Origin of the sequence: Lysinibacillus sp. FSL K6-0057 (assembly GCF_038630885.1) — a bacterium.
GTDB lineage: Bacteria > Bacillota > Bacilli > Bacillales_A > Planococcaceae > Lysinibacillus > Lysinibacillus fusiformis_F.
Genome location: NZ_CP152047.1, coordinates 3791143 through 3804289 on the forward strand (window position 1 = coordinate 3791143; position 13147 = coordinate 3804289).

At 37.5% G+C, this 13147-nt stretch carries 12 protein-coding genes; 3 read left to right on the forward strand and 9 right to left on the reverse strand.

Translation table 11 applies throughout. The annotated features are described in order from the left end of the window. Positions 1-24 precede the first annotated feature (24 nt). Positions 25-1101, reverse strand: coding sequence for a M42 family metallopeptidase (locus tag MHB40_RS18760; RefSeq protein WP_342533200.1), 1077 nt, complete (start codon positions 1099-1101; stop codon positions 25-27). 165 nt (positions 1102-1266) lie between these two features. Here MHB40_RS18760 and MHB40_RS18765 point away from each other — a divergent pair, with 165 nt between their 5' ends. Next, positions 1267-1581, forward strand: a complete 315-nt coding sequence (locus MHB40_RS18765; protein ID WP_205445030.1) for a hypothetical protein — start codon at positions 1267-1269, stop codon at positions 1579-1581. 257 nt (positions 1582-1838) lie between these two features. Here the strand turns inward: MHB40_RS18765 and MHB40_RS18770 are convergent, their stop codons facing one another. The 7 genes from MHB40_RS18770 to pepV form a co-directional block, all read right to left on the reverse strand. Beyond that, positions 1839-3065: an ATP-grasp domain-containing protein gene (locus tag MHB40_RS18770; protein ID WP_337976850.1), complete on the reverse strand. Its 1227-nt coding sequence runs from the start codon at positions 3063-3065 to the stop codon at positions 1839-1841. A gap of 127 nt (positions 3066-3192) precedes the next feature. Continuing rightward, on the reverse strand, positions 3193-4056 hold the full coding sequence (locus MHB40_RS18775; RefSeq protein ID WP_205445033.1) for an MBL fold metallo-hydrolase: 864 nt from the start codon (positions 4054-4056) through the stop codon (positions 3193-3195). A gap of 11 nt (positions 4057-4067) precedes the next feature. Further along, positions 4068-4718: a tRNA (guanosine(46)-N7)-methyltransferase TrmB gene (gene trmB, locus MHB40_RS18780; protein ID WP_205445035.1), complete on the reverse strand. Its 651-nt coding sequence runs from the start codon at positions 4716-4718 to the stop codon at positions 4068-4070. Positions 4719-4815: 97 nt separating this feature from the next. Then, positions 4816-5745 (reverse strand): diacylglycerol kinase family protein, encoded by a 930-nt coding sequence (locus MHB40_RS18785; RefSeq protein ID WP_342533201.1) that lies wholly within the window; start codon positions 5743-5745, stop codon positions 4816-4818. Positions 5746-5748: 3 nt separating this feature from the next. After that, positions 5749-6753 carry an NERD domain-containing protein gene (locus tag MHB40_RS18790; RefSeq protein WP_205445038.1) on the reverse strand — a complete coding sequence of 335 codons (1005 nt, stop codon included), beginning with the start codon at positions 6751-6753 and terminating at the stop codon, positions 5749-5751. A 223-nt stretch (positions 6754-6976) separates the two neighbouring features. Further along, the gene (gene dat / locus MHB40_RS18795) at positions 6977-7831 is read right to left on the reverse strand and encodes a D-amino-acid transaminase (protein WP_205445041.1); all 855 of its coding nucleotides are present in this window, start codon (positions 7829-7831) and stop codon (positions 6977-6979) included. Between the two features lie 27 nt (positions 7832-7858). After that, a complete protein-coding gene (gene pepV / locus MHB40_RS18800; RefSeq protein WP_342533202.1) occupies positions 7859-9265 on the reverse strand; it encodes a dipeptidase PepV in 1407 nt (468 codons plus the stop codon). A gap of 357 nt (positions 9266-9622) precedes the next feature. On the opposite strand from pepV, the gene MHB40_RS18805 reads away from it, so the two are divergent. Together MHB40_RS18805 and MHB40_RS18810 are read left to right on the forward strand one after the other, a co-directional pair. Beyond that, complete coding sequence (locus MHB40_RS18805) at positions 9623-9844, forward strand: DeoR family transcriptional regulator (protein ID WP_004226074.1); 222 nt, start codon at positions 9623-9625, stop codon at positions 9842-9844. 483 nt (positions 9845-10327) lie between these two features. Then, entirely contained in the window at positions 10328-11497 is a 1170-nt protein-coding gene (locus tag MHB40_RS18810; protein WP_342533203.1) for an MFS transporter, read from the forward strand. Positions 11498-11535: 38 nt separating this feature from the next. Here the strand turns inward: MHB40_RS18810 and MHB40_RS18815 are convergent, their stop codons facing one another. Continuing rightward, complete coding sequence (locus MHB40_RS18815) at positions 11536-13053, reverse strand: GGDEF domain-containing protein (RefSeq protein WP_342533204.1); 1518 nt, start codon at positions 13051-13053, stop codon at positions 11536-11538. Between the last annotated feature and the right edge of the window lie 94 nt (positions 13054-13147).

The window sequence follows — 13147 nt, forward strand, 5'->3', positions numbered from 1 at the left end:
CCTAAAAGGCATCTTCCTAACTTCTTATACATTAGCGCGAATTGTCTCTAATGTCGAACGATCTGCTTTTTTCACTAATTCAACAACTAACGCTTTGGCAGCCGCATAATCATCAATATGAATAATAGACGCTGAAGTATGAATATAACGTGAGCATACGCCGATAACTGCACTTGGAACACCATCATTCGCTGTATGCACTCGTCCAGCGTCTGTTCCACCTTGGGAGACAAAATACTGGTAAGGGATATGATTTGATTCGGCAGTATCTAAAATAAATTCCCGTATACCACGATGTGTAACCATTGTACGATCTAAAATACGGAGTAAAGTTCCTTTGCCAAGTTGTCCAAATTGACTTTTTTCTCCTGACATATCGTTGGCAGGAGAAGCATCTAGCGCAAAGAATAAATCTGGTTTAATCATGTTTGCTGATACTTGTGCACCACGCAAGCCAACTTCCTCCATTACATTTGCACCTGAATATAAATGCGAACCTAGTTTTTCGTGTTGTACTTCTTTCATTAATTCAATCGCTAGACCACAGCCATAGCGGTTATCCCAAGCCTTGGCCATAATTTTTTTCGGATTTGCCATTTGTGTGAATGGACAAATTGGTATGATGGATTGTCCAGGACGAACACCCATAGCCATTGCATCTTCTTTATTGTCAGCACCAACATCGATGAGCATATTTTTTATATCCATTGGCTTCGCACGTTCTGCATCTGTTAATAAATGTGGTGGGATGGATGAAACAACACCAGGAATTGCACCATTTTTCGCATATACTTCTACACGCTGTGCAAGCATAACCTGGTTCCACCAGCCGCCCAATGTTTGAAAACGGATCATCCCATTATCTGTGATAGACGTAACCATAAATGCTACCTCATCCATATGACCAGCAACCAAAACTTTCGGTGCATCCGCAACATCACTGTGCTTAACACCAAAAATACCACCTAAATTATCTTGAACAATTTCATCCGAGTATTTTTCTAACTCAGAACGCATGAACGCACGTACAGCGTGTTCATTACCCGGAGCGCCTGGTAATTCTGTTAATGTTTTAAATAATTGTAATGTTTCCTCATTCATGATGACTCTCTCCCCACGAAGTAGAATATTCTTCCTTGCCTATTGTAACACAATTATTTCCGAATTCGAAATATTGATACATTTCCTAAATCCGCTAAATTGTGAACGTGCATTCACTCCATAGGCTATGCTAAAATAAGGGTATAGAAAAAGGAGGAAAAAAGTATGAAATTACGTGATTTTTTAATTGGTGTCGCAACTGGCTTAGCTGCCGCAGTCATTATTAAAGAAGCTAGTGAAAAAGTTTCTCCGTTCGTACCTGCAGGACAAGTACTTGAAAACATAAAAAGAGAATTTAAAAAGGATTCGCCGATTGATGGTTCTTGGATTTTTATGAAAACTGAAGATTTCTCAAATGGTATTATTACCATCCCAGTATATCGCGGGGGGATCTCGCGTATGCATGAAGGTGAGATGCAGACATTCGAATTTGCTGCCGATGCACGCTCTGGTGTTGTCGTGGAACTAATAGAAGTTTAATCATGTATAGACAATAGAAGCCATCTCATTTATTGGAGATGGCTTCTTATAATGTAGAAAAACAAAATATTTTTGTGAAAGGTGAAAAGGGATTTCCGTTGCAGGCTACTTGCTTTCCTGTGGGCGACCCCTGGAAAGGACACTGGCGGAACGGAAATCAACCTCTCGCCTTATGAAAAGGTCTTTTTCTGCTAGTGATACTATCTATTTCAACAACATAAGAAGCCATCTCACGAATTGGAGATGGCTTCTCTATGTTATTCGGATAAACCTTTATTGTTAAAGTATTTTTTATACTTACGATAATAATTTAAGTTATTAAGCGTTAACTTCACCCAACGCTTCGCATTCATATCCTCATTATAATAAAGAGAATTTGTGTATTTGCCCTCACTAATTAATTTTTTCGCCTCTAGTTTGAGCTTTTCATTCGATGCATATTTGAATAATACACCTTTCGGAATAATCATCCATAAATGCTTGTCCTGCACATATGTGACTTCTTGCTCGATATTTAACATATGATCATCCGCAACATACTTCATTAAATTATGACCACTTGCCGTTACATAGTAGCTAGATCGACCATTACGTAAATTAATTTCAAATAGCTTATATTGCTTGTCCCGAATATCATATTTCATATCGAAATTCGCAAAGCCTGTATAGCCAATATCCTCTAGGAAGAATCGTACTTGATCCATTAATTCTTTATCATAGGTTGTCACGATGGCTGCGTAACTTCCGATCCCTTCAGGAGAATGTTCTTCTAGAATAGGATTACCTAGACACATCAGCTTCACTTTTCCATCTTTCCCTACATAAGCATTTAACACGCGCATATAGGAATCATCCCCAGGAATAAATTCTTGAATAATCATTGTATCCTGATAAGACGAGCTATAAATTGCTTTTAATATAGCCGTTTTTTCCGCTTCATCATGTGCAACAAATACTTTTTTCTTCCCTGGAAATTTACATGCCCAATATTCTACAGAGTTTGAAGCCTTTAAAATAATAGGGTAAGCAAATGGTGGTGTAAAGTTTTCATAGTTGTCAGCTGTCACCGTTGTTGTACCTGGATATTTAAAATTATATTGATCACACATTTTATAGAAATTTTCTTTCAATAAAATTTCATCCATCAACGATTCATCGATATAAGGTACGGTAAAGTGCTCTTGTAACGCTGGCTTATTTTTGATGATCAGCTTGGCATAATCGTCCCCACATGCTAACAATAATAGTTTTTTATCAGCATATTTTTTTGCAACTTCTGCAAGAGCAGGTGCAAAAACATCCTGTTCATTTAAACGGTCTATTTCTTGAAATTGTAGGATATGGCTATCTTGTGTTGCTGTTAAATGAGAACGTCCTAAGACAAGTGGTTTAATACCATATGCTTCATAAAACGAACGTGCCATACCATATGCATTCATATCTGATCCTAGTAAAACTGGTAAAAATGGTTGTTCAGTTGCCATGTTTATTTCAACTCTCTTTTGTATTTTAGTATCGTGTTAAGTGTATCATATTTTCTATCTTGTTCACGAACAAAAACGCGAGGCATTGACATTTTATGTGCCAAATACCTCGTCTTTGCTTGCTCTATTAAAATGTAATAACAGCTTGTCTACTACGCTCTAGTTTATCCACCATCTCTTTGCCTGATTCATCCCATCTAATCATACGGTAATAAGCATCGTGATAGAAAATAAAGCCATAGTTATTCGCTAGAGCTTCTTTCATCAGTCGCTCTTTTGCAAATACACTTGTCATTGGATAATCGTCATAGGCTAATACCCATAGTGGATTTTGGTGAGCATGGGTCGGCATAATATCTGCCATGTGCAATAACACTTCATCATTTTGCGTTAGCTTGATTACGGCATGTCCCTCACTATGACCACCCGTATGAATCATTTCGATTCCAGGTACTACTTCCAACGATCCTTCGTAAGTTTCAACTAAATGCTGTACGGGCTCCCAATTTTCTTTCCAATAGGTATTTTTAGAGCGAATATTTGGGTTACGCATTTCATCCCATTCAATTTTCGTTACAAAAATCTTAGCATTCGGGAAAGTTGGTACAAGTACATCCCCTTCCCATTGCGTTAAACCACCAGCATGATCAAAATGTAAATGCGTCATTAACACTACATCAATATCTGCTGTCGTTAAGCCTAACTCTTGTAAGCTATCTACTAACGAAGATTCTTCTGTTACACCAAAGTTTCGTAACTGCTTTTCATTTAATTTGTTGAAACCAACACCCGTATCAATGAGGTAGTTTTTGCCCTCATATTGAATGAGGATCGGTTCTGTTGGTAATTCAATTTGGTTTTTTTCATTGACTGGATATTTGCGAGACCAAAGTGGCTTTGGTACAACGCCAAACATCGCACCACCATCTAGGCACGTGACACCCCCGTTTAGCCATGATAATGACATATTGTGAAACTGTAACTGATCCATCCATACTCCCCCTACAATTTAGTGATAAATTGCGATTCTAAGCGATAAATCGGCTGCCCCTTCGCAGAAAACTTCTCTTCATATTCTGTCATCACATTATCCTCTGGCATATTTGCATGTAGGTCGAGAGATACATACTTTAATAACATCCCATATTCAGACACACTGATTAAAGAATACTCGAACAGACCACGGTTATCCGTTTTAAAATGGACTTCCCCATTATCCACTAAAATCGACTCATATAATTTCAAAAAATCCCCGTGCGTTAAACGTCTTTTTGCATGGCGTGTTTTTGGCCAAGGATCTGAGAAATTCAGGTATACTCGTGATACATCATTTTTGTCAAAGAATTTATATAAATCTGCGCCATTTACTTTTAGTAAACGTAAATTCGCTGGAGATTTTGCCTCTAGTACTTTTTCTAATGCACAAACAATCACACTATCGTAAAGTTCAATACCAATATAATTGATCGTAGGATTTTGCAAAGCCATACCTGTCACAAATTGCCCTTTTCCAGAGCCTACTTCAATATGGATAGGGTTATCATTGCCGAAAACGGCCTGCCAATTTCCTTTAAAGTCTTCAGGATTTGGAATAATCACCTCTGGATGATCTGTAATCATTTCCTCTGCCCAAGGCTTATTTCTTAATCTCAATGTTGTTCCTCATTTCTTTCTTGTGAAATTATTGATTTTTTTATAGTATAACGTATTCCCTTATAATTCGCATGAAATTATTGCACAATGATATTTTTTATGAATCCTTGCTAATAACCTGCCAAGCATTTTGTTGTATTGTACAGTGGATATTGGTCCCTTGATTGACAATGCCAATATAATTACCATCCGCATGGCAATCAACCTTATCTGCTGCGATAAGATCAAAATCCTGTCCCTGTAAAAAAGTAACTTCCTTAAATTTTGTATGCTTTTCAAAAAACACAGTGACAAATACAACTAATAATTTGATACGTGAAATCCCATGTACAATCGTTATATCCACTTGGCCATCATCTGCTTTTGCGGCAGGTGATATTTTCATGCCTCCCCCAAAATAAGGTTGATTACTCATTGCCACAAACCATGTCTGCTGAAATTGCCATTCCTGTTCCCCTGAGCGTATCGTTATGTCAAAACGTTCAAAACGAAATAGCCCTCTAATAACAGCGACAGCATACGAAAGTTTTCCAAGTCCAATCTTATTGAGATAAAACTTAAGACGAGAAGTATTAATTGATTTTGTCACATAGGCATCGAAGCCTATGCCAGCATTATTGACAAATATTTCTTTTCTTCTATTCCCAAGCTGAACGATTCCTGCATCCATCCTCACATTGGCCAAGGTAGTCTTTACATAGTCCTCGATTTGCTGAGCATTGGAAAATGAGTGAAAATAGCGTGCAAAGTCATTACCTGAGCCAGCACGAACAACACCAATTATGATGTATTCATTATGTACAACGCCACTAGCCACTTCATGGATGGTACCATCACCACCAACAACGACAAGTAACTTTTTATCTTGCTGCTGATGTGCCCATTGTTGCGCGATTTCCTGTCCATGTCCTTCATATTCTGTAAAAGCCACTTGATAGGGAATCGTTAGTTGCTGTTGAAGTTGGAGCCAAACTTTTTTTCCTTTTCCATTTCCTGCAGCCTCATTGACAATAAATAGAATGTTCATACATCAGTCCTCTGTTGGCTGAGGAGCTTGCTGCCAAATATCTCGGTTAAAGGAAGTCGTTTGGACTGTATTTAAAATTGTCTGTGCAGCTCGGATTTGCATGTGCTTCATAGGAGAGGAAACTTTTCTTAAATGCTCTATCCATTCATGGTAATTTCGACGATCAACAAAGCGAACCCCAAATGGTGAACCAGGATAATCAAAATATCCATTACGAGTTAGCACAACCTTACGGATAGGCATATCAATATCCTCTTGTTTAAATAACTGCGACAGTACCGATTCCATCCGACCTAAATTAATCGTTGGATTCAAAACCTTAGAATCCTTCGTCCCTACTTTTTTAATCCAGAAGCGATCACTGCCACCTACGTAAACAGCTTGATTGTCAGCCTCTAAGACCGTAATACAAATACACTCAGTTGGGGACATTAACACTACATCCAGCTCTATAGGGGCTTTTCTAATTTGTAGTATCGGATAATAAAACAATAGATAATTATCTGGTAATGTTTGCAATAACATACGAAGCAATGAGTCACGCATAAAACGAGGATCTACATATGATTTTTCTCGTAATGTTGAACTGGCCCATTTCATTTGAAAATGAAAAAATTGATCAATAAACATTCGTTTCAGCTCATGGATGGATTGTGGTGCATACACAATTTTAGGTTCAAATGTGAGCGTCGTTTCTTCTTCTGGAATGATATCCTCATCACTGACAAGCTCATTTGATATCTCTACTTCTTCAACATCCTCTGTTATTTCCTTTTGCCGTCCAGCAAACCATTTTTTTATGAAGGAAAATCGTTCTTTTTCCTCGTAAGCCTCCGCTTCTGCCTCATTGTCGACATGTTGCCACTCGCTAATATCTTCTCCCAATTCCCACTGTCGCTTAATGCGCTCCCATTGGTTTTTCTTTAGGCGCACAAACTGTGTTGGGTATCTCGCTAAATCAATTTGATAGCGTGAAATATAATCTTGTAATTTCACCAATTGTGCCATGTAAAGGTCACTCCATTCTTACTCACCATATCTATAGTTCTCTTTTTATCTTGATTGCTTTGGTAGAAAAGAGGCATTGTATTCAATACATCGACAATTATTCTACAAATTTCAATCTGTAAAATTATTCATTACTATCCTTTTTATTTTACATGACGACACCAAACATTACATCCATAAAAAAGAGAACTACCCTTATCGATAGTTCTCTTAAACGATTCTTTTATTTTGTATTCAAAGAAAGTGGTAATTTCGCCTCAAAAGCTTGTTGCAATTTACGCGTCCATTCACCTGGCACTCCTGCACCAATTTGGTTACCATCCACATCAATAACAGGTGTAACTTCAGAAGATACAGATGATACAATGATTTCATCCATTGTTAATAAATCAGCTTTTGTCATTGGTTCTTCCACGACAGGTAAACTAATCTCCTCTGCACATTTCAAAATCACTTGACGAGTAATACCGTTTAAAATGAAGTTATTTGCTGGATGTGTATAAAGCTTACCGTCTTTAATCCCATAAACATTTGCTGATGAGCATTCTGTTACGATATCCCCACGATGTAAAATTGCTTCATAGCAGCCCTTTTCAGCAGCCTCTTGTTTTGCTAATACTGCACCAAGTAAGTTTAACGATTTGATATCACAGCGTAACCAACGAATATCCTCTACAAACGTAGCCTTTACCCCTTTTTCAAAGTTCTCATATGCACGTTCACCCGCTTTTACATTACCTGTTAATACAGCTGGAACACTTGCATCTGGGAAAACGTGATTACGTGAATTGGCACCACGTGTGATTTGGAAATAAACATGCCCTGTATCTAGATTATTTTTTTCAATTAGCTCATGTAATAATTTGTGTAAAACGTCTTTTGTATAAGGAATAACAAGACGAATTTTTTCGGCGCTTGCATAGAAACGATCAATATGCTCTTGTGCTGTAAACATATTTCCGTTATAAACTTTGATTACTTCATAAATGCCGTCACCAAATTGATAGCCTCTATCTTCTGGTGATACCGCAATGGATCCTTCTTCCACAATTTGATCATTCCATAATGAATATGCCATGTTTTGTTCATCCTTTTCGTCTTTGAGTTATTTTTTTCCTGCAAGTTCAACAATTGCTTCAGCATAAATTGCCGCTGCTTTCACGAGGTTTTCAACGACAACAAACTCATCCGCTCGATGCGCTACATCTGGCTCTCCTGGGAACAGCATGCCAAATGCCACGCCTTTTTTCATCACACGTGCGTACGTTCCACCACCAGTTGATAATAAAGGTGTTTCTGTATCTCCCGTTTGACGTCTATAGATAGCTGCTAATGTCTGGATAAATGGATCATCCTCCCTGACATAATGTGGTTTCGAGTCGTCTTGAATATCAAGAGAAAACCCTTTTTCTACCGTTAAGCGTTGTGCTGCCGTTATTTTTTCATCGAATGGATAGGAAACAGAATAGCGCATACTAATTACTAAACTGCCACCTTTATGAACATCATAGCTGACGATCCCTGGGTTTAATGTCGTTTGTCCTGACATTGCATCCTCAAACTGTAGGTCGAGCTGACTGCCATAATGATCCTGATAAAAAACATCTGCAATAAAGTCGGCAAATTGTTTACTTGCTTCTGTCGTCAACTCTTGTTGTAAAAATGCTGCAAGATAAACAGCTGCATTGACACCTTTATCTGGTTCCATTGCATGGGCTGCTTTACCTTTGATAGTTATTATATAGCGAGAGTCCTCCATTAATAAAGAGCCTTCTAGCTGATTTTTGCTTAAAAATGTTTGAAAATTCTGTTCGAATGATGCTGATACATGCTGAATCGTTGCTTTTGCAAAATCAGGTACCATATTTGGGCGTTTTCCTGCATTAAATAGTAGTAGTTGTTCTTTCGTTGCATCACCAACTTTATTTTGAGAGAACACAAGCTCTGCAATGCCTTTTTCTGCATTGATGAGCGGGAAATCCGCATCTGGTGCAAAACCAATTGTCGGCATTTCCTCCTGTTTAAAATAGTGGTCGACACAGCGGAATCCTGTTTCTTCGTCCGTACCAATAATCATCCGTACTCTTTTTTCTAATGGAATACCTGCATCTTTCACAAGCTTCATGGCCATCCATGCCGCAATCGTAGGTCCTTTATCGTCAATCGCACCACGTGCAAATAATTTACCATCTGCTACTGTGCCGCTGAATGGAGGGTATGTCCAATCCGCTTCCTCTCCAATTGGAACAACATCAACATGACATAAAATACCTAATAACTCTTCACCTGTACCCATTTCAATATGTCCAGCATAATTATCAACGTTTTTCGTGAGCAAGCCTTCATTCTGACCTTTTGCTAGTAACCATTTCAGTGCTTGAAGTGGACCCTCTCCAAAAGGTACTTCAGTAGTTGTTGTATCCTCATCGAGCACACTATTAATTTGCACAAGCTCCTGTAACTCTTGTATTAATTCATCTTGCCTTTCTTTTGCAGCTTGTAACCAATCCATACCATGTACCTCCTTCAAAGTATTAACATTATTCTACACCTTACAACATATATGACAATCAGCTTTCTGACAACTATTTTCAGTAACTTCTACTGTCACTACCATATATAGCATGTTTTTCACGTATTCCCACAAAATACAGTATAAAATTTATATGTCAATTGTAAATTTCTATTGCATTCACTAGAAAATCAAGTCGTTTTTCTATATAATAAAGTTATCAGAATAATTGTTCTGACTATAAAATTAGAAAAGGGGATGTCTAAGGCAGCTACTTATTAGCCTAAGTGCACTCCGCACATATTGTCGTCCGCTAGTCTTTGCCAAGAGAATTAAGATGAAGGAGTGGTTCATTTAATGAAACCAACTACTGATCGAATGCTTAATCGTATTAAAGACGTGTACATGTTTATTTTAGACAAAGGAACCGTGTCTACACAGGATTTAGTCGAAGAGTTTAGTATCACTCCTCGCACCGTTCAAAGAGATTTGAACGTGTTAGCCTTTAACGATTTGGTGACAAGTCCAAGTCGAGGCAGATGGACAACGACGAAGAAAAAAGTAAAATTGACGTCTTAGTTTTACGTCTTGTACGTAAAGCATTGTGTATGGAAAAAGAATGACCTTTCGTCGGGGTCATTCTTTTTTGTCGTTAGAAGATTATTAGATTTTTTCCCTATTTGGAAGAAGAGACGTATTTACTGCCTTCTTCAGCTCGCTACCATTCATCTATTTGGGCAATGTGATCATTTTTTTCTGTGTTCCGCTCATCTATCCGTGCAAAGCGATCATACCCTTCTCTCTTCCGCTCATCTATCTGGCCAAAGCGATCATACTCTTCTCTCTTCCGCTCATCTATCCGCGCAAAGCGATCATACTCTTCTGTTCTTCAATCTGTGCCTCACTTCCGTAGCATTGAAACATAAATATTTGCGCCATTATCTTTACCGTTCACACTGAAAAAGGGTGCATTGTTCTCGTTCAAGATAATTTTGACTATTTACAGTTGCTTAACAATCCGTTAAACTCGAAACATTCTAAATGTTGAGAGGAGGATTTGATATGACATTATCAAAGTTGTTTCATCCATTAGTATGGATCATTTTAGGTGGAACAATATTCACACGTATTGCAAGCTTTATGGCAATGCCCTTTTTAGCTATTTATTTACATAATGAAATTCAAGCCTCTCCATTACAAATTGGATTGACCATTGGTATTGCACCACTCATTTCCACAGTTGGTGGATTTTTTGGTGGCTATCTAACCGATCGTTTTGGTAGAAAAAGCGTTATTCTATTAACGATTATTGTTTGGAGTCTTGTGTTCTTTGGCTTTGCAACGGTTCATGTTGTTTGGCTTTTTGTCCTATTCAATGCTTTGAATGGGCTTTGTCGTTCATTTTTTGAACCTTCCACACAGGCGTTAATGATTGATTTTACACCTGCTGAAAAACGAAAAAGACTATTTTCCTTACGTTATACGGCCATCAATATTGCAGCGGTTATTGGTCCTATTATTGGCGTGTATATCTCACAGCTATCCAGTCCAAGTATCCCTTTTATGCTGACAGGGATTATGTATATTATTTACGCTGTCTTTTTATTTTTTGTGTTAAATCGCTATCAAATGCAGCAACCTAAAGCTGTCACTCAAACAAAGATACTCAGTACATTCACGATTCTTTTGACAAATCGTGTGCTGCTTAGCTTTATTTTGGGCGCCATTTTAATCAATATCGGCTACTCGCAATTTGACTCAACGCTACCACAAATTATCGAATTAAAAATTGATGAAGGTGCGAAACTTTATTCGTTATTAATCTCTCTCAATGCAGCGGTTGTGTTACTACTACAATTACCAATTAGTATAGTATCAGAGCGCTTTTCATCCACAGCAACATTATTAGTAGGCGTACTGTTCTTTGCTATTGGACTATTTATGTTTGGATTCTCCACTAATTATACGCTCTATATCATTGCCATGATTATTTTTACCATAGGTGAAATCTTTGCCTTCCCTACGATGAATGTCATGATTGATGAAATTGCGCCAGATACTCAAAAGGCAACCTACTTAGGTGCTGCGCAATTTAAAAATTTAGGTGGTTTTATTGGCCCCATAATAGGCGGTTGGCTATTGACTCATTATATGAATGCTATGTTTCCTGTCATCGCTGTTCTTGTTTTATGTAGTTGTATCTTTTATAGAACCAAAACAGCGGCTCATTAATAAACGCCCCATTGCTATCGATATAATGGGGCGTTTTTTTAACTATTATAACCTTCGTCAGCAGCAACCTCTGCATAACTAGAGTATTGATCCTTACCAGCATTTTTCGATTGATAAAGCGCTTTATCGGCCCGTTCAAATAAGCTCATTTCTGTATCTTCATCATGGTTATAAATGGCTCCGCCCATGCTCACAGATAGTACAGACCATTTCTCGCTAGCATGGCCATCATATTCAACGGACCTTATTTGAGCCAAAATGGCCTCTGCCATGTGCTGCATCTGTTGCTCTGTTGTATCGTATAAAACAATGGCAAATTCATCCCCACCGAAGCGTACGACAAAACCACTTTGTTTCACAACATGCTTTAAAATTCTCGCTGTTTCAATCAGGATGTGATCTCCTTCTACATGCCCAAATTGATCATTCACTTGTTTAAAGTTATCCAAATCGATTAACAATAAACCTGGCACATTCATTTTTCTTTTCCTTAATAAATTATCAATCTTTCTAATATAGGTAGCACGGTTATAGACACCAGTTAACGGATCGAAAGTAGCTAGCTGTATTGTTTTAGATAAAATTTTATTAATGACGAGCAGCATAATAAAGGATGTTAGTAAGGCGATGAACAGTAAGCTCCAAAATTGTTTCGTATTTTTTTGGAGTGCTTCCATTTTAGTGAAATTGATAAATTTCACATAGACAATTCTTTTTGAAGACTCCCCTCTCACTGTCTCTGCTTCATATGGCAGAAAACGATGTGTTTCTAGATAACCATTGGCTAAAGCCTTTTGATACTCAACTGGCTCCATTGTTTTCTTTGCCAGCTCAAAGTATTTTTGGAACTGTTTGGATTGATCTTTTACAGTAATCTTCTTTAATGACGAATCATCAAAGAAAACTCCCCCTGCATTAATCGTCTGCACTTCTACTAAATCAGCATATTTACCAATCAAGTACTGTGCAGTTTTTTCAAAATTAAAGGTTTGAAAAACAGGATCATTCAGTAAGTCTAAACCTAACTCAAGCAGATATTTTTTATCCTCTGTTGCCAGATAGCCAAATTTCCGGTATTCTCCTGTCGATGTTGAAATATCAATTCCATCTGTAAAAAATTCGCCACTAGCTCGCCGTTCATCTAATAAAGCAGAAAAACGTTGACAGCAACGCGAGAAATCCAAGCCAATATCTTTGGCAAAAGTCGTGTAAACCACTGTATTGGATTGATCCACTATGTAAATATCCATACCATGTTTCTTTTTCAATTGCTGCAAATCCCAAGTAGCTACAGCAGGGTTTTCAAGATAATAGTTTTTTAACTGTCTAAGCTCCTGTTCCATTTTGTCTGAAATATTATTATCAAAATAAAAATGGGCATTATCGACAGTTTGCATATCTGTAAGAATATGGTTTTCAATTAAAACTTTATTCATACTCACTTGCTTTTCAATTTCTGCTATCAATATTTGTCGGTTCACATATGAAATAACAGCAACGAGTATGACTGCAAAAGCTATTAAAGATAGTAATAATTTAATACGCAGGTTCTTCATTTAATTGTCCTCTACTTATTTATACCATCGTCTTTTCGTAAACATTTAGAACATGATACGTTCTTTGACTATATCACAATAACTCATTTCATAT

Excerpts from the sequence above, each read along its gene's own strand:
- pepV (WP_342533202.1), bottom strand. The coding sequence starts at position 9,265 with ATGGATTGGTTACAAGCTGCAAAAGAAAGGCAAGATGAATTAATACAA.
- MHB40_RS18810 (WP_342533203.1), top strand. The coding sequence starts at position 10,328 with ATGACATTATCAAAGTTGTTTCATCCATTAGTATGGATCATTTTAGGT.
- MHB40_RS18765 (WP_205445030.1), top strand. The coding sequence starts at position 1,267 with ATGAAATTACGTGATTTTTTAATTGGTGTCGCAACTGGCTTAGCTGCC.
- MHB40_RS18790 (WP_205445038.1), bottom strand. The coding sequence starts at position 6,753 with ATGGCACAATTGGTGAAATTACAAGATTATATTTCACGCTATCAAATT.
- MHB40_RS18775 (WP_205445033.1), bottom strand. The coding sequence starts at position 4,056 with ATGGATCAGTTACAGTTTCACAATATGTCATTATCATGGCTAAACGGG.
- dat (WP_205445041.1), bottom strand. The coding sequence starts at position 7,831 with ATGGCATATTCATTATGGAATGATCAAATTGTGGAAGAAGGATCCATT.
- MHB40_RS18760 (WP_342533200.1), bottom strand. The coding sequence starts at position 1,101 with ATGAATGAGGAAACATTACAATTATTTAAAACATTAACAGAATTACCA.
- MHB40_RS18815 (WP_342533204.1), bottom strand. The coding sequence starts at position 13,053 with ATGAAGAACCTGCGTATTAAATTATTACTATCTTTAATAGCTTTTGCA.
- MHB40_RS18805 (WP_004226074.1), top strand. The coding sequence starts at position 9,623 with ATGAAACCAACTACTGATCGAATGCTTAATCGTATTAAAGACGTGTAC.
- MHB40_RS18770 (WP_337976850.1), bottom strand. The coding sequence starts at position 3,065 with ATGGCAACTGAACAACCATTTTTACCAGTTTTACTAGGATCAGATATG.
- MHB40_RS18785 (WP_342533201.1), bottom strand. The coding sequence starts at position 5,745 with ATGAACATTCTATTTATTGTCAATGAGGCTGCAGGAAATGGAAAAGGA.